Raw genomic sequence first — 16,182 nt, 5'->3', positions numbered from 1 at the left:
GCTGTAACGAGTTAATTGGTAAGACAAAACGCTTAAGTGATATGACCATTGAGTTATATGAAGCTCCTGAAGCTGTTTCATCAGAGAGCATTGAATCGCCTATTTCCAGCACCACGGGTGAGTTGCCTGATCAGGAACCTACACTTGATCTGGGAAATCTATTGGGCAGTTTCGATTCTCAGGAAGAGGCTCTGACTTTTCTTCAGGAACAGGCTTCCCAGCAGAATCAGCAACTTACCGACAGTGACATCAGCGCGTACAATGCCTATACGCACGTTAGCTTGCTGACCGTTACGATCCAGACCAAAGATCAGTCGACTCAGCAAAAAAATTATTACCTGGTCACCGACGAAGGCTACTGAACGATGTAAACATAGGGCCGCAGAGAACGCAACGGGCATAAGTCATAAAAACGCTGAGTTCTCTGCGGATCTATGTTTTATCATCCCAAATCTTTCCAACATTGCCCATTACTTTAGCCGTTACGTAAGCTGATAAAGGTATGAAAGTACTGGTTGTAGAGGATGAAAAGGGATTAGCGGAAAGTATTATCGACTACATGGCGAAGGATGGCTACGTCTGCGAAACAGCGGCTACGTTGCTGGAAGCTGACGAGAAAATACACCTGTATACCTATGACTGTGTCATTGTTGATCTGACGTTACCCGACGGTAATGGTTTTCAACTGATCGAAACCCTGAAGCGACTGATTGCCACAACGGGGGTTATCATTATTTCGGCACGTAACGCGCTGGAAGATAAGCTAAAAGGGTTGGAAATCGGTTCAGATGATTACCTGACCAAACCCTTTCATCTGTCGGAGTTGAACGCGCGTGTGAAGTCGCTTCTACGCCGGAGGCAGTTTGGCGGACATACTGAAATTCAGTTTCGGGAAATCACGGTCGTGCCCCATACCCGTAAGGTGTTCGTCAACGGGCAACCGACGACCCTGTCCCGGAAAGAATATGATTTGTTACTCTATTTTTTGTCCAATGTGGACGTAGCACTGACCAAAGCGTCAATCGCTGAACACCTCTGGGGCGACAACATCGACTCGGCCGATTCGTTCGATATGGTCTACTCGCACATCAAGAATCTGCGCCGAAAATTGCTGGAAAAAGGGTCTGCCGACTACGTTCAGTCGATTTACGGGATCGGCTATAAATTCAGTCAGCCTTGAAACTGCTCGCCAAAACCAACCGCATTTACCTGGCGTTTTCGCTGGTCGTTTATCTGCTTACGGCGCTGGCGTTCTACCAGATCGTCCGGCTGCTGATTTATGATGAGGTCGAGAATCGGCTACGGGTCGAACGACGGGATTTTGACGCGTACGTTCGGGCGCATAATACCTGGTCAACCATTCCGTATTTCGTCGAGAATAAAATTGACGTGGTTCCGGTAGGTCGGCCGGAGCCGTTTCGGGAAGTGTTCACGGACACGCTGATTCGGAACCGTTACGATGATGAATTGATTCCGTTCCGTCAGTTAACGTTCTATCAGCCGATTCAGGGCCGAATGCATCGGGTTGAAATCCGTAAGTCCCTGATTCAGACGTACCGGCTCATCGAAGTTATTACAGTCACCATGATTCTGTTTCTGGGGTTGCTGCTGCTGGGTACGTTCTGGTTTCAGGGAAAATTGTCGGGTCAACTCTGGCATCCGTTTTACGATACGCTCTCACGCATCAAACGATTCGATCTTAGCAGCGATACGTCTCTGGAGCTGGATAAGCCGGAAATCACGGAATTCAATGAGCTGAACGACGTACTGCAAAAAATGGCCGCTAAGATGCAGCAGGATTACCGGAGCCTGAAGGAATTTACGGAGAATGCGTCGCACGAAATGCAAACGCCATTGGCACTCATCAACGCCAAAGTAGAGCAGCTCATCCAGACCGAACAACTGTCCGAAACCCAGACGCAATGGATCGAAACCATATACCAGGCTTCCCGACGGATTTCCCGACTCAATCAGGGATTGCTACTGCTGGCTAAAATCGAAAATCGGCAATTCAGCGATAGCCAGAGTATTGACTTGTCAAACCTGCTGGCTGAAAAACTGACCGATATGGAAGAAGTTTTGTTGTTTAAGCACTTGTCGGTACAGGTACAGACAACAGCGCCTTTCGACGTGCAGTTACCGGGCGCACTGGCTGACAGTCTGGTAACGAATCTGATCAGCAACGCCATCCGTCACAACCAGCCGAAGGGTCGCATCGAATTGACCTCAAATGCTGATCAATTGTGCCTGAGTAACACGGGCGGGCACCTTTCATCAGACCCTGAGCGGCTATTTGAACGGTTCAAAAAAGAAAGCACTGGTCCTGATTCGGTTGGTTTAGGACTGGCGATTGTCCGGCAGATATGCGATAGCTATGGTTTACGCATTGCCTATCAGGAAACAGCCGGTATCCACCAATTCTGCATTACCCGATCCGACGAATACCATTGATCCGTTCGCTAATCGGGCTGCGATGGTAACTTTTCTGAATTGCCAGGCCGTTTTAATCGATACGTCAGGCCGATCACTACGTTATACTTACCGGAGGCCAGTTGGGGAGTGAAGACGCCACTTTCGAACGTAGCGGGATTGTAATTCGTCTGATTGACGGCACCAAGTTGCAGAATCCAATGCGAATCGAGCTGATAGCCAACCCCGGCAAAAAATCGATTTCGTTCAAACGTCGGACCGATTGGATTCAGGAAAATCTCATCGTAGACCGATAGAAAGAAAGTTTTATCGGTAATCGTTCGATTGTTGAGCGGCACAAACATATTCAGTCGGTAACGAATACGGTTCCGGAACGGCTGCGACCCGTCGCGAAACGTAAACCATCGTTGCTCCACCCGGTACCGGTGTTCAAATTTCAACCGCGCCAGGTATTGATTGACAATCAGCTGTTCCCACAAACGTTTCTCCGTATTGAGCGGACCCGTCGACAGATCCTGGTAGTCATACGTAGCGTACCGCCCACCGGCTACCATCAGGGTGAAATTTTTATCAATATCATAGCTAACGCCACCTTTCAGTTCATTGTAAAAATACTGGCTGAACAGGGCGTTGCTTCGAGCCTGTACTTCGGCAAAACCACCCCATTTTTTCTCACCTCCCGGTAGCTGAACCGTACCAATGAGCCACGATCCCCAGGGTGTGGGGGAGGTCAGCGATGTTTGAGCGAACGTGTGAGATAAAGTATAAACCGACAGAAGAGCGGTCAGGCTGATAACAAAACGGAAGCGGTTCACGAAGGCGAAACGGAATAGATCGCCACAAAAGTAGAGGATGTTAAGAAGCCGTCATGGTTAGATTCGCAGAGTTAATAATTTGGTAATCTATCAAATTGGTTTGTTAACAATTCCGTAACATTAGACAGCGTTTCGTCAGATACCCGATTGCAAGGATAGCTGAAGAAGCTTATGCGGAAAGAGGTAATTAACTCAACTACGGATTCTTTTTAGGCGCAGCTGCATCGGGGAAATCTGGTCCTTTCTGGTCATCTGGTCCGGGGGCTGTTGTCCCTAATTGATCATGAAACCAGGCTAACTGATCAATGTACGACTGTGTATTTAACCGATGTCCAGCGTCATACCACTTTATAACTTTATTGGCTGGAGCCGCTTTTTGTAGTTGTTCGGCCGCAAATGTCGAAACGGCTTCGTCCTGCCGTGCGGATTGCATAAATAAGGAAGCGGGCGCAGCTCGATGAATGTATCGAATCGGTTCGATGGGTTGCATGGCCGCTATCCAGCGTTTTCGTTGCTCACATGTAAGCGGCACCTGATCGCTTAATTCGCCCTTTTCAGAGCTAAAGTGAGCGATGAGGCCGCCATCAGCTACGACTAAAATGTAGGTTTTCAGACGACGCTCGATACCCGCAAACAAGGCACCCATTGCGCCCCCATGACTACGACCAACGTAGCCCAGCCGGTTCGGATCGACGTCTGGACGGCTGATCAGCAAATCGACGGCCCGTTGTAGATTGATCATGTAGGTAACTTGCTCAACACTGTCGGCAGGCGTAAACTGAATGGGGTCACCACCTCGTTCGGCGAATGGCGCATTGGTTGCCAGTACCACCGCGCCGTGACGCGCCAGATACACCCCGCGTGGCGTCTGATTCATAGCCGTTCCGGGCGCGCCATGCTGAAGCAAAATCCCCGCAAAAGGCCCCTTCACCGATGGTATGAACAGCAAACCCGATACGCGCCCTTTCACGGGACTCGCATAGCTGACCTTATGAATATGAACACCTTGTTGCGTACCAATAAGGGAGTCTGTAAACGCAAGTGGAGCCGTTTTATCGTACGAAAACAGATGAAGGGGAAGCTCTGACGTTTGCGCCGTAGCAGTCAGCCACGAGCTGATTGCCAGAAAGATGAGGCTAAAAAGACGGTAAGTAGGCATATTTAGGGTGTGGATAGGCTTTTTGACAGACACGTTTGTTGATGAAGTTGACATCCTTAGCGCAAAATAACCGTGTCTGGTCGCCGTGAAAAACCCAAGCCTGGATGAACTGATGAATTCAGCGTCTTAACCAGGCAACCAGCGATCTGAACTGACAAAATGCTGCTTCGGGTAAGGCGTGTAAGACAATTACCTTTCGCTCAATTCCTTCGTAAAAACTTCATTGACAGCCGCTTCTTTTAAAAATTAATGTCTACTTTGGGTGACATCGATTTCGATATATACACACGATCCGTTAAACCCATTTATCCCTTCGTATTTCGTTTGTCTATGAAATTTCTCTTCAACTCCAAAACACTGTTGGCACTAGGCGTTTCAGTGAGTGTTAACGTAACGATTCTGGCGGGGCCAGCTCCTAAGCCGAATGCGGTTCGCAAATACACCATCGAGCAGTTTATGAAAACCATTCGCTTTGGTGGCAGCGACATTTCGCCCGATGAAAAGACGGTCCTGTTCAGCAGTAATCAGGATGGCGTGTTCAATCTGTACGAGATTCCGTTTGATGGCAGTGGCCAGCCGAAGCAGCTGACCAGCTCGAAAACCAACGCTATTTTCGCGATTGGCTACCTGCCCGACGGTCGAATACTCTACAGCAGCGACCAGGGTGGCAATGAGTTGACGCACATCTATCTGCGCGAAAAAGACGGGGCTATTTCGGACCTGACACCCGGCGAAAAAGCAAAATATCAGTTTGGTGGATTAAGTCACGACCGTAAGAGTTTTTTCTACGGGTCGAATCAGCGCAACCGGGCCGCGTTTGATCTCTTCGAAATGGAGTTAGCCACCATGAAACCGAAACTGATTTTCGAAAATCCCGGTGGTTTTCTGCCCAGCGACGTATCACCCGATAAACGTTACGTATCGCTGACGAAAACCATGACGACCAGTAACAGCGATACGTATCTGTATGACACCCAGACCAAGGAAACCAAACTGCTGACAAAACACGAAGGCGATGTGAATAATGGGTCTGCCGGATTTACGCCCGACGGGAAGAAACTATTGATATCGACCGATGACGGAAATGAATTTTCGTACATAAAAGCCTATGATCTGGCAACGGGGCAGAGCACCGTACTCGATAAAGCGAACTGGGATATTATGGGTGATTACCTGTCGTATCGTGGTAAGTACCGGGTGTTGTCGGTGAATAATGATGCGCGCACGGAGCTGAAAATCATTGATACCCGTACCAATCAGGCGGTTAAATTACCCGCACTACCCGGTGGGGACGTAACCGGTGTAAACATTGCTGACAGCGAAGGCCGAATGACATTCTACGTGAACAGTTCCAATTCGCCTTCAACCTTGTATTCGTATGACTTCAAGACTGGCAAAGCGACGCCGTTAGTTCGTAGTTTAAATCCCGAAATCAACGCCGAGGACCTGGTGTTGGGTGAAGTGATTCGCTACAAATCGTTCGATGGCATGGAGATCCCAGCGCTGCTGTTCAAACCAAAAGAGGCCAAAGCAGGCGATAAACTCCCGGCCATCCTGTCGATTCACGGCGGACCGGGCGGCCAGACCCGACTGAGTTATTCGCCGTTGGTCCAATACCTGGTAAACAGTGGATACGTAGTGTTGGCGGTGAATAACCGGGGCAGCTCGGGCTATGGCAAAACGTTTTATGCGGCCGACGACCGCAAACATGGCGACGCTGACCTGAAAGATTGCGTGGAGTCGAAGAAGTTTCTGACTGGAACTGGGTACGTTGATCCGTCTAAAATCGGTATTATGGGCGGATCGTACGGGGGCTACATGACACTGGCAGGCCTGGCCTTTACGCCCGATGAGTTTGCCGTCGGTGTCGATATCTTTGGGGTGGCCAACTGGCTCCGTACACTGAACAGCATGCCCGAATGGTGGGGGCCTCAGCGGGATGCGATGTTCAAGGAGATCGGGCATCCCAAAGCGGATTCGGTCGCGCTGTACAACAAGTCACCACTGTTTCACACAAATAAAATAAAAAAGCCCCTAATCGTCATTCAGGGCGCTAATGACCCGCGCGTGCTGAAAATTGAGTCCGACGAGATTGTGGCCAACGTGAAGAAAAATGGGGTGCCCGTCGAGTACATTACCTTCCCAAACGAAGGACATGGGTTTGTGAAAAAGGAAAACGAGATTACCGCCTATAAAGCCGTCCGCGAGTTTCTGGATAAATACCTGAAAGGACCGGGGCAGTGAGGATGACGTTCGAAAAACTCAACTCACAGAGTCTTTATGACTGTGTCTGGGTTAGTCAATTCCACCCGTTTCGTGGAGTCAGCGGGGCTCCCGAGTCGTTTGTCAATCTGATTCAGTGAGGATGGTCCGCCAGTGCGTTTCTCAAAACCGAGCGTTTTGTAATGGTTCGGTTTTGAGAAACCGCCCTGGGCAGGTTTAAGAACCTGCCCTCACTAAGTCAAACAGATTCTATAGGTTATTTCGACATTTTTGTAAAGATCACATTCCCAAACAATTTGACAGCTGTTACCTTCGAATTGCTGTCGTAGATAAACTCGGCGCGCTGACCGTCGCGCATAATGAACTGGGCTTTATCCTCCGGAATCATTTCCCGCGATTCTTCTTCCCAACGGGGCTTGGCGTAGAGTTTACCATCTGTCTGAGTTACTTCGAAAATGTACCGATCACGGCGGTAGTTGCCCAGCACCTGCTCAACCTGTGCGGTCGAGAGGTTCGCTTTCTTCATTCGTTTCGGTGTGCTGAAATCCCACTTATAGGCAGCCGAAACACTATTGAGTAGTTCCTGCGCCAGTTCCAGGCCGCTGTCGGCATTGGTCATGATAACCACCCCATCGCCTTTCGTAGCATGAGCCATAAACAAACACCGGAAGCCCTGATTGCCACCACTCTGACTGAAAATGAGCGAGTCGCCGGTGTTACGTAGCGCAGGTCCGAGTCCCATACTTCCCAAATGTTTGGTGAGCATTTGTTTCGCCATCGGCTTCGATATCACTTTGTTCGATTTTCCCTGTAACGACTGCTGTACGTTGATAACGTAACGGGCCAGATCGGATGGAGTACTCCACAAGCCAGCCGCTGCCATTTCCGGATACGTGTACCAGGAACCATTGACCGGGGTTCCGTAGGATGTGTAGGCGGTAGCCGCCATCGAATCGAGTTTGGCCGGTAGTGGTTGCTCATATGTACTACGCGTCATCCCGAGTTTCGCCAGGACAGTTTCCTGCATGATTTCCGGGAAGGGTTTACCAACCTGATCGATCATTGCTTTTTGCAGAACCACATAGCCACCGCCCGGATTTCGATTGACTTTACCAGGGATGGTGTCCAGTTGAATCGCTCGTGAGTTGGCGGGCGTTTCGCCGTTCAGGATTTGAATCAGCGTAGGTACGGATTTACCTTTGGGGTACCCGGCAAAACCATGAACCGTCAGGCCAGCCGTGTTTGTCATCAACCGACGTAGCGTTACCTTCTCGGTCGCTGTAAGCGGGCTGTCGGGAACCTGCCAGTCTTTCAGGTAGTTGTTGATGTTCGAATCCAGGGCAAATTTACCTGCTTCGACCCAGTGCAACGCAGCCAGCGCAGCGATGGGTTTGCTAATCGATGAGGCCTGAAATAAGGTTGTTGTATCGACCCGGCGGTTGGCTTCCTGATCCGCAAAGCCGTACCCTTTGGCCCATTCAATTTTTCCGTTTCGGATAACGGCAAGGCTAACCCCCGGCACTTTGTAATGCTTCATCCGAGCTTCAAGCGAAAACTGGGAGGCCGTATCACCCTCCACGATGAGAATCGGTAACAGATGAGTTTCGACCTGACGAATCTTCTCGGGCAGACTGGAAGTGGTTTGACCATAGACCGAAAAACAGGCAAACAAGCCGGTAAGTAACAGGAACGGTGTACGCATGTAGGCAAAATTAGAAGCCCGTAAGATAGCAGATTTGGGTGCCAGGTACAAGCGTAGCTGGTCAAACAATGAGCACCAGCGTTCCGGCAATTATAAGGGCGGCACCAACAGCGGCTTTCCAGGTCAGAACTTCCCCGAGAAAAACGACGGATAAGATAATGGCAATGGCCACACTTAGTTTGTCGACCGGAGCAACCTGCGAAACCTTGCCAAGCTGCAAGGCTTTAAAGTAAAAAATCCACGAAAACCCGGTAGCCAATCCGGATAAGATCAGAAACAGCCAGTTCTGTCGGCTGAGGGCGGGCAACGTATCGAGGCCACCCCGCCAGAACGTAATACCCCAGGCGACCAGCACGATAACGACCGTACGAATGGCAGTTGCCAGATCGGTATTAACACCCTGAATGCCCACTTTAGCCAGTACTGCCGTCAGGGCTGCAAACAGTGCAGAAAGTAACGCGTAAATCCACCACATGGTCAAACTGTTTTCGTAATGACCATCTCATAACTGAATTGGTTCGTTTGAGCACAGGTTACCTGGTTTACATAAACCGACCATACGCTACAAAGGCACAAAGCAGTAGGATCGTTACGTTCAGCCAAACGGTTCGCTTTTCGTTACGTTGGTAGTGAATCACACCGGCGGGGAGCATGATCAAGCCCAGGCAGATAGCCGCAACAGGCGTTAGGATCGGCATGATTTGCGTATACCAGGGAATCAATAAACCAACCGTCCCCAATAATTCAGAAAGGCCAATAAACCGAATGAGTGGAATAGACAGATGCTCGACGCCGGTTTGGCCCATCGCCACTAATTCTGGCGCTGACCGGGTCGATTTCATCCAGCCAGAGTACCCGAAGACGATGGCTAAAAAAGCCTGACTGATCCAAAGTGCGGTATTCATGACGTTTGTTATCCTTACGTTCTGCCGCAAAATTGGTTGGCAATCAGACTCTATCCTTTGATAATTGTCAAAATCTGAAAGTTCAGCGTCTAAATCTGCGCCCGCATACGACTTAATGTTTCGGCAGTCATGCCCAAATATGAAGCGATCATGCCCAACGGTACGCGTTGAATAAGGGTTGGATTGAGAGCCATCAGGTTTCGATACCGCTCCAAAGCCGTAGCAAAATGAAGTTCATCGAAGCGTTGCTGAACCAGAAGCAAACCATGACTGGCGAGTAGACGGCCTAAGCGCTCAATATCGTGATGTTGCTGATAGAGGTTTTCCAGATCCGTGTGCGAAATGGCCCAGAGTACGGATGGTTCCAGTAGCTCAACAATCCGCCGGTCGGGTTGCTGCGTCATAAAACTACTGATTGACACCGCAAATTGTCCTTCTGCACTCAGCCAGTCGGTAACATCTTTCCCATCTTTGTAATAGTACGTTCGCGTTAGCCCTTTTTCAATGAAATAGACCCATTGGCAGACCGTGTTTTGCCGTACCAGTACGTGTCCTTTTTCGAGCTCTAGTCGCTTTAGAACCGCTGCCAGCGCCGATTGACTACCAGCAGATAAAGGTGTAAACTGACTCACGACCTCAAGAAACGGGTTACTCATAATGACTACTCATTGAAAAAGAAAGTAATCGTATATCGTTCGGGTTACTTCGGCGATAGTCCGTTCGCGTACAGGACCCGGTTTTTTTGACGATTTGACAAAGACGGAAATCGCTACGTGTCCAGCATCGCCCGGCAACGTAATGATGCCTACGTCGCTGGCGGTCAGGCCAATCGTTCCGGTTTTATGGAGCACTTCGGTGTCGGGTGGGAGCGCGCCTTTCAGGCGGGCGAGACCCGTTTCGCACCGGCGCATAATGTCGAGGAGTAAGGTTTTGCTATCCGGTTTCAGAACGGGCTGGGTATACAATTTAGTGAGAAGTAGGGTCATCGCTTCCGGGGTAGACGTATCGCGCACATCGGTCTCAAACGCTACGTAACTGGCTTCCCGAATGGCAGACGTATTCAATTTTGACAGCGAGTCGTAACGAGCGGGCGACCAGGCCAGGTTCATATCCATCGATATACCCACGCAGTCGGCAATGAGCCAGGCCGTTGGCCGATTCACCTGTAATCCTTCAACACCCAGTCGTTTCATACAGGCATTCACTGCGGCCGGTCCACCCGCCAGTCGCAGGCAAATATCGGTGGCGCTGTTGTCGCTGATCAGGAGCATCAGTTCCAGCAAACTCCTGACCGACAGCGACAAACTGGGGTCAGTCGTGTTGGGCCAGTCAAAGCGCTCGGTTAGCATACCACTGCCCGGATGCAGGTCATTTTTCGTGATCGGTACGAGCTGGGCGAGGGTTATACGGCCACTGTCCACACGGCTCAACAATTGCGTAGCGATGGCCACCTTATACGAACTTGCCATCGGAAACGGTTCTTTCGGGTTTTGCGTAATGGTTCGTCCACTCTCAAGATGCGTCGCGCAGACCCCCACTTTGCCCCCGGACAGACTGGAGAGACGTAGCAGTTCCTGTTCCAGTCGAACCGGTACGGTAAACGCGGGTTGTGCAGGAGCGGATTTTGTCGTCTTTGCTTTCTGAGCAAACGAGAGTAGCGAACAACAAAGGAACGTAACCGTAAGAAGGTTGATCGGAAGGTGCATTGTTGACTGGTTTGTACGTGGTGTTTTGGTAAAATTAATCTGGCGTAAAATTAGTGTGACCCCGCTGGGGTCAAATGTTTATAGAACAGCCTTTATCGCTATAAACATGTGCCCCCAACGGGGTTATACGTATTCCGAAATAAATGGTTCGACTCCGTTCTAATTGACTACCTCTAACGGGTGAGTCTATTTCATGCGCCGGGGAGGAACGGCCGCTGTCATCGTCATTTCAACGCTGGCACCGAACACCAGCTTGGCAACACCGACGGTCGTACGGGCGGGGTAATTGTCCTTTTGGAAATACTTCTGGTAAATCGCGTTCATTTTCGGGAAGTCATCCATGTTGCTTAGGTAGACCGTTACGCTCACGACGTTTTCGAGCGAAGTGCCCGCATCTTTCAGCACCGTTGTGATATTTTGAATCGTTTGCGCAGTTTCGGCTTCGATGCCCCCGTCAATCAATTTACCCGACTGTGGATCCGTACCCACCTGTCCGGACACGAACAGAAACCCATTGCTAATCACGCCCGGACTAAACGGATACGGAACGGCGGGTACGGTTCGGGGCTGAATAATCCGTTTGTCCTGACCAAAAGAAGAAAAGCTTATGCCAAGCAACAGCAAAGGAAGTAAGAGATGTTTCATGATAAAAAGTGGTAAATAGTTAGATTAACCACAGAGTCCCAGCGAATACAGCGTTCAGGTAACTAGTACTGCTCCAGTTTAATTCTTAATTACCGGTACCACGGGTTTTAACCCGTTTTTTAGATCAACTCCCGAACGGGTTAAAACCCGTGGTACCTTTTTCTCAAACCAGTAAATTGGACGAGTACTAGTAAGCTTTTGCGCCCTCTGTGGCTCTGTGGTCAATTATTTATTACAGGTAAGTTAGCGAGACAATCGGTAAATCAACAGCGCAGCCCGCTGAATAAGTAGCGGAAATTCCTTGATGTTCATCGTTTCTTCGATGCTGTGAGCTCCCTTGCCCGATGCACCCAAGCCATCCAGGCAAGGCATAAATTGAGCCACATACGATACGTCGCCAGCGCCACGCGCGCCCGGATCAAATGCTTCGACCGGGCCAATGCCCATGTCCCGGCTGATCTTGTCGACTTGCTTGCGCAACTCATCATTGGCGGCTGTCGGCTCCATACCGGGAATACCGTCTACAAACGAGATCGTGGCTTTGGTCAGCGGCAGGCTTTTATCAACGATTTCGCGCATTCTGGCCCTGGCTTTTTCTTTCTGACTTTCCGTAAGAAACCGTAGATCACCTTTAACCAAAGCTGTCCCGGCAATGATATTGGTTTTGCCCACTACGTCGGCTTTGGCGGTCTTATCGTCATAATGCGTTTCCGCTCCGCCCACGATCAGGCCCGGATTAAAGGTCAGGTATTGCTCCTGGCCGAGCGTCCGCCTAAATTCGTTCAGGATGCGGACGGCTTCATAAATCGCTCCGTACCCCAAATCGTTGAAAATACGCGATGAGTGTCCCGATCGCGCCTTTACGTTGAGTGTCCAGCCGCTGGCTCCCCGTCTGCCGGTCGTTACGTGATGCAGTCCCTGGGCACTTTCAAAAGCTAACGCCAGATCACATTTTTTCGCCCGCTCAATGAAATCCCGGCGGCTTTCCGGGCCACCACCGCTTTCTTCGTCACCGGTAAAGTAAATGGTGATCGACGTATCATCGAGCAATTTCTGGTCATTTAACGCTTTCAGGGCGGCAATGACAACTACGTCGCCCCCTTTCATGTCGTTGACCCCCTGCCCGGCAACCGTCGAATCGTTCACGCGGGTGTAAGGCTCCATCGGCAGGCTCTTTTCAAACACCGTATCCAGGTGGCCGATCAGAAACAGTTTTTTACCTTTTTTGCCTTGCCGGGTAGCTACCAGATGGCCCGCCCGATTCAGCGAGTCGGGTAACGTCACCCACTCGGTTTTGAAACCCAGCTTATCGAACTCATCCGACATCAGTTTCCCGACGGTGCGAACGCCTTCTTTGTTCAGTGTACCGCTGTTGATATTGACAACTTTTTCCAGAAAAGCTTCCGTCTCCGGCATCTGTTTCTGCACCGTAGCGAGAACGGTTTTTTCGGGTTTGGAAAGCGTTTGAGCCGACGCGGTATAGCTGGCGATCAGGAAGAGAAAGGCGAGTTTTCGCATGAATGGTTTCCGGTAAAGCAGGTTGTGAATGGCTAAAATACAGAAAGTTGTCATTGTCCCAGCCTCGACGGTAGGTTTAGGAATCAAAAACTAAGCTGAGTGCTATGATCTTGCCTGACAACACAAAAAAGGCGTAATTGAGCCATAAAGTAAACAACGCCTTTATGCGTACAGACCTGCCTGATGCCTTTATTCAGTTTAGACATGCGCTTCATCAGTTTCCGGAAATTTCGGGACAGGAGGTCGAAACGCAGAAACGGATAAAAGCTTTCGTGAAACAATTTAATCCGGATGCTATACAGGAAGTGGGCGGTACGGGTTTGCTGTTACAATATGGGTTGGGTGAGGGCGGACCTGTTACGTTGATTCGGGCTGATACGGATGCATTGCCAATTCAGGAAGTCAATGCGTTCGCCCATAAGTCACGGATAGAAGGCGTTTCGCACAAATGCGGTCACGATGGTCACACCGCTATCCTCGCCCGATTGGCATCTTTACTGGCCGTAAAACCGTTCAGGAATGGGCGGGTGTATCTGGTGTTTCAGCCTGCCGAAGAAACCGGCCAGGGCGCTGAGGCCGTTCTGAACGATCCGTTTTTTACATCCATTCAGCCCGACCGGGTGTTTGCGCTACATAATTTGCCCGGCTATGAACAAGGCGTTGTTGTATGCAGACCCGGACCGTTTACGGCATCCGTTCTGAGCATGATCGTTACGTTCACGGGCAAAGTGTCGCACTCGGCTGAACCCGAAAAAGGTCTTAATCCCGCCTACATGATGGCGGAGTTTATGCTACGTTCCCGAAGATTGCAACAGCCTGACCCACAGTCTGATGATTTCGCCTTGATCACCCCGGTCTATACCACGATGGGTGAAAAATCGTACGGCATATCGGCGGGCTACGGTGAAGTCCACGTAACCCTCCGAACCCGTAATGCGAAACGAATGGAACAGTTGACTACGCAACTACTGGACGTATTGGCTGAGCTTTCGACGGATAGCGGTATCGACGTAGCAACCCGCTATACGGAAGCCTTTTTTGCCAACGAAAACGATCCTGAAGCGTATGAACAAATCAAACGGAGCGCAGTGAAACTGGGCTATCCGTTTGTCGAAAAGCAGGAACCGTTTAAGTGGGGCGAAGATTTTGGCTTGTTTACGCAGCACCACAAAGGAGCCATGTTTGGCATGGGCAACGGAGAGAATTCGCCAGCTTTGCACAACGATAATTACGATTTCAACGATAACCTGATCGAACCAGCCGCCCGTCTGTTTCTAGAATTGATTGAGATTGATCACAGGCCGGGAGTAAGTTGATTTGGAATAATGGGTAACTGCCCTAACCTATCGCCGAGTTGGTTGTTATGTAAGCGAACACCACTACGTATCATGGCCCAGTCCGATCAATCCGTTGCCGCTGTTAACGATGCCGTTCGCAGGCAACTCATCGATTTGTTAACCAGCGGAAACGCGCATCAGCCGTTTGAAGCCGCGATAAAGGAGTTGCCCGCCGAACTACGGGGCGTAATCCCGGATAAGTTGCCTTACAGTATCTGGCAACTGGTCGATCACATACGAATCGTTCAATGGGACATTCTCGAATTTTCGCGGGATGCCTCACATCAGTCGCCACCCTGGCCGAAAGGCTACTGGCCCAGCGAAATAGCACCAGCTGATGAGGCTAAATGGCAGCAGGCGTTGACTCAGATTCGGCAGGATCGTGATGCGTTCATTACGTTGCTCAACGATCCGCAACGCGACTTATACGAACCGCTTTCGCATGGCGATGGCCAAAATCTACTCCGCGAAGCACTGCTTATTGCCGACCACACTGCGTATCATATCGGTGAAATCATTCTCATTCGCCGGTTATTGGGCGCCTGGAAAAGCTGATCCGTTAAATCCATTGTATCAATTCTACGTGCCCATTTCGGATAACTAAGCATTGCACTTCGTGCTCTCGGCCTAGTCCGTAGAAATCAAGATTAATGACAGTTATTTCGCCATATGTAGTGCTAACGGGATTATGTGTATAAATCTCCGAGTCGAACAAAGGATCGATAATTGTGAAGGTTTTTCCAGACAGCGTTGCTAAACACGTTCCATTACCCACGAGTGTTAAGTAGACCGCTTTGTTTTGAAGGAGGAAGCCACCAAACAGTTGAATACCAGTCAGATCAAATTGAAGTTTGGTGACCGTTAAATCGGGGGCACCAGGTTTTGCATTTTTCGGTTCGGGAGAAGGTAGCCGTCCAGGGTCCTGAATGACCTGTTCGTCTGCACTGCCGATCATATGGCCCAGATTGGATAAGACATGATACCCATCCTGAGTATGATAAACCCAATTCGCACAGACGGCTTGTGTGCTATGAATTTTTCGGCTCTGTTTCTCGTAAAAGAATATCGTACCGCCAAATTCCCCTTTACAATTGCTATAGGCTAGATACTTCGAGTCTTCGAATAATTTTGGTTGTTTTCCGAATGGAACAGGATTCAGGTAAAGCGTCCACCCAATCTGATCAGTAAATACCCAATAGCGTCCCCCGGACAAACCAATCAACTGCCCGTTAATTAACCAGTGATAGTGAAACCGTTTGGCATTAAGCTGTTTTTCTAAAACCTTGTTACGTGTCCAGTTTGCACTATTGTAGCAGGCAAAGAAGCCCGGCGAAAACAGACTGACCAAACAGCCTTTGTACAGTACCGAATAAGAAAGCGGGTATTTGTCATCGCCGAACGGGTTGTGTACACTACGTTTGTGTTTAGACCAATGCAGGGCCGAATGGGCTAATTTGAGCGTATAATATTGACTTTCGTACAAAGTTGGCAGCGGATACGTAGTCGTATCGCGTAGTTCCCTTCGAGTGTTGGCGAAGTACTGGATGATCGGCAGAAATACGGTGTCTACCTCACTTGACTTAGTACGTAATGGGGGAGACTGGGCCCATACAAACTGACAGTAACCAATCAGTACAACAAGAAGGGATGTATATTTCCTAGCCATCGTTTTATGATTCGATTTCTTTCTAGTTGGGTTTTGTAAAATTGCGACTCAATGTAAATTAATTACCCATTAATTT

At 49.7% G+C, this 16,182-nt stretch carries 16 protein-coding genes; 6 read left to right on the top strand and 10 right to left on the bottom strand.

Annotated elements, in window-relative coordinates; all coding sequences use genetic code 11:
* Positions 1-41 precede the first annotated feature (41 nt).
* The 3 genes from IC230_RS18860 (at position 42) to IC230_RS18850 (ending at position 2,451) form a co-directional block, all read left to right on the top strand.
* Positions 42-362: a hypothetical protein gene (locus tag IC230_RS18860; protein ID WP_191040602.1), complete on the top strand. Its 321-nt coding sequence runs from the start codon at positions 42-44 to the stop codon at positions 360-362.
* A 140-nt stretch (positions 363-502) separates the two neighbouring features.
* Positions 503-1,180, top strand: a complete 678-nt coding sequence (locus IC230_RS18855) for a response regulator transcription factor (protein ID WP_191040601.1) — start codon at positions 503-505, stop codon at positions 1,178-1,180.
* Entirely contained in the window at positions 1,177-2,451 is a 1,275-nt protein-coding gene (locus tag IC230_RS18850; RefSeq protein ID WP_191040600.1) for a sensor histidine kinase, read from the top strand. Before IC230_RS18855 ends, IC230_RS18850 begins: the two co-directional genes overlap by 4 nt.
* An 8-nt stretch (positions 2,452-2,459) precedes the next feature.
* On the opposite strand, the gene IC230_RS18845 is transcribed toward IC230_RS18850, so the two are convergent.
* Both IC230_RS18845 and IC230_RS18840 read right to left on the bottom strand, forming a co-directional pair.
* Positions 2,460-3,245, bottom strand: a complete 786-nt coding sequence (locus tag IC230_RS18845; protein WP_191040599.1) for a DUF2490 domain-containing protein — start codon at positions 3,243-3,245, stop codon at positions 2,460-2,462.
* Between the two features lie 196 nt (positions 3,246-3,441).
* Positions 3,442-4,404, bottom strand: a complete 963-nt coding sequence (locus tag IC230_RS18840; protein ID WP_191040598.1) for an alpha/beta hydrolase — start codon at positions 4,402-4,404, stop codon at positions 3,442-3,444.
* Positions 4,405-4,734: 330 nt separating this feature from the next.
* On the opposite strand from IC230_RS18840, the gene IC230_RS18835 reads away from it, so the two are divergent.
* Positions 4,735-6,648, top strand: coding sequence for a S9 family peptidase (locus IC230_RS18835; RefSeq protein WP_223860716.1), 1,914 nt, complete (start codon positions 4,735-4,737; stop codon positions 6,646-6,648).
* Positions 6,649-6,883: 235 nt separating this feature from the next.
* Here IC230_RS18835 and IC230_RS18830 read toward each other — a convergent pair whose 3' ends face one another.
* The 7 genes from IC230_RS18830 to IC230_RS18800 form a co-directional block, all read right to left on the bottom strand.
* On the bottom strand, positions 6,884-8,329 hold the full coding sequence (locus IC230_RS18830; protein WP_191040597.1) for a serine hydrolase domain-containing protein: 1,446 nt from the start codon (positions 8,327-8,329) through the stop codon (positions 6,884-6,886).
* Positions 8,330-8,390: 61 nt separating this feature from the next.
* Positions 8,391-8,804: an EamA family transporter gene (locus IC230_RS18825; protein ID WP_191040596.1), complete on the bottom strand. Its 414-nt coding sequence runs from the start codon at positions 8,802-8,804 to the stop codon at positions 8,391-8,393.
* 67 nt (positions 8,805-8,871) lie between these two features.
* Positions 8,872-9,234: a DoxX family protein gene (locus tag IC230_RS18820; RefSeq protein ID WP_191040595.1), complete on the bottom strand. Its 363-nt coding sequence runs from the start codon at positions 9,232-9,234 to the stop codon at positions 8,872-8,874.
* 89 nt (positions 9,235-9,323) lie between these two features.
* Complete coding sequence (locus IC230_RS18815; protein ID WP_191040594.1) at positions 9,324-9,890, bottom strand: Crp/Fnr family transcriptional regulator; 567 nt, start codon at positions 9,888-9,890, stop codon at positions 9,324-9,326.
* A 9-nt stretch (positions 9,891-9,899) separates the two neighbouring features.
* A complete protein-coding gene (gene bla / locus IC230_RS18810; protein WP_191040593.1) occupies positions 9,900-10,940 on the bottom strand; it encodes a class A beta-lactamase in 1,041 nt (346 codons plus the stop codon).
* Positions 10,941-11,126: 186 nt separating this feature from the next.
* On the bottom strand, positions 11,127-11,585 hold the full coding sequence (locus tag IC230_RS18805) for a RidA family protein (protein WP_191040592.1): 459 nt from the start codon (positions 11,583-11,585) through the stop codon (positions 11,127-11,129).
* A 243-nt stretch (positions 11,586-11,828) separates the two neighbouring features.
* Positions 11,829-13,103 carry a M20/M25/M40 family metallo-hydrolase gene (locus IC230_RS18800; RefSeq protein WP_191040591.1) on the bottom strand — a complete coding sequence of 425 codons (1,275 nt, stop codon included), beginning with the start codon at positions 13,101-13,103 and terminating at the stop codon, positions 11,829-11,831.
* Positions 13,104-13,267: 164 nt separating this feature from the next.
* Between IC230_RS18800 and IC230_RS18795 the strand changes: the two genes are divergently transcribed.
* Both IC230_RS18795 and IC230_RS18790 read left to right on the top strand, forming a co-directional pair.
* Complete coding sequence (locus tag IC230_RS18795; RefSeq protein WP_191040590.1) at positions 13,268-14,419, top strand: amidohydrolase; 1,152 nt, start codon at positions 13,268-13,270, stop codon at positions 14,417-14,419.
* A 72-nt stretch (positions 14,420-14,491) separates the two neighbouring features.
* Positions 14,492-14,995: a DinB family protein gene (locus tag IC230_RS18790; protein WP_191040589.1), complete on the top strand. Its 504-nt coding sequence runs from the start codon at positions 14,492-14,494 to the stop codon at positions 14,993-14,995.
* 4 nt (positions 14,996-14,999) lie between these two features.
* Here IC230_RS18790 and IC230_RS18785 read toward each other — a convergent pair whose 3' ends face one another.
* The gene (locus tag IC230_RS18785; protein WP_191040588.1) at positions 15,000-16,106 is read right to left on the bottom strand and encodes a hypothetical protein; all 1,107 of its coding nucleotides are present in this window, start codon (positions 16,104-16,106) and stop codon (positions 15,000-15,002) included.
* Between the last annotated feature and the right edge of the window lie 76 nt (positions 16,107-16,182).

This window comes from Spirosoma validum (genome assembly GCF_014699035.1).
Taxonomy (GTDB): domain Bacteria; phylum Bacteroidota; class Bacteroidia; order Cytophagales; family Spirosomataceae; genus Spirosoma; species Spirosoma validum.
This window is presented reverse-complemented; position numbering and strand designations above follow the sequence as displayed.

What these genes read in the sequence shown, in the direction of transcription:
- IC230_RS18860 (WP_191040602.1), top strand. Translation starts at nt 42, where the DNA reads ATGACCATTGAGTTATATGAAGCTCCTGAAGCTGTTTCATCAGAGAGC.
- IC230_RS18855 (WP_191040601.1), top strand. Translation starts at nt 503, where the DNA reads ATGAAAGTACTGGTTGTAGAGGATGAAAAGGGATTAGCGGAAAGTATT.
- IC230_RS18840 (WP_191040598.1), bottom strand. Translation starts at nt 4,404, where the DNA reads ATGCCTACTTACCGTCTTTTTAGCCTCATCTTTCTGGCAATCAGCTCG.
- IC230_RS18835 (WP_223860716.1), top strand. Translation starts at nt 4,735, where the DNA reads ATGAAATTTCTCTTCAACTCCAAAACACTGTTGGCACTAGGCGTTTCA.
- IC230_RS18830 (WP_191040597.1), bottom strand. Translation starts at nt 8,329, where the DNA reads ATGCGTACACCGTTCCTGTTACTTACCGGCTTGTTTGCCTGTTTTTCG.
- IC230_RS18825 (WP_191040596.1), bottom strand. Translation starts at nt 8,804, where the DNA reads ATGTGGTGGATTTACGCGTTACTTTCTGCACTGTTTGCAGCCCTGACG.
- IC230_RS18820 (WP_191040595.1), bottom strand. Translation starts at nt 9,234, where the DNA reads ATGAATACCGCACTTTGGATCAGTCAGGCTTTTTTAGCCATCGTCTTC.
- IC230_RS18815 (WP_191040594.1), bottom strand. Translation starts at nt 9,890, where the DNA reads ATGAGTAACCCGTTTCTTGAGGTCGTGAGTCAGTTTACACCTTTATCT.
- bla (WP_191040593.1), bottom strand. Translation starts at nt 10,940, where the DNA reads ATGCACCTTCCGATCAACCTTCTTACGGTTACGTTCCTTTGTTGTTCG.
- IC230_RS18805 (WP_191040592.1), bottom strand. Translation starts at nt 11,585, where the DNA reads ATGAAACATCTCTTACTTCCTTTGCTGTTGCTTGGCATAAGCTTTTCT.
- IC230_RS18800 (WP_191040591.1), bottom strand. Translation starts at nt 13,103, where the DNA reads ATGCGAAAACTCGCCTTTCTCTTCCTGATCGCCAGCTATACCGCGTCG.
- IC230_RS18795 (WP_191040590.1), top strand. Translation starts at nt 13,268, where the DNA reads ATGCGTACAGACCTGCCTGATGCCTTTATTCAGTTTAGACATGCGCTT.
- IC230_RS18790 (WP_191040589.1), top strand. Translation starts at nt 14,492, where the DNA reads ATGGCCCAGTCCGATCAATCCGTTGCCGCTGTTAACGATGCCGTTCGC.
- IC230_RS18785 (WP_191040588.1), bottom strand. Translation starts at nt 16,106, where the DNA reads ATGGCTAGGAAATATACATCCCTTCTTGTTGTACTGATTGGTTACTGT.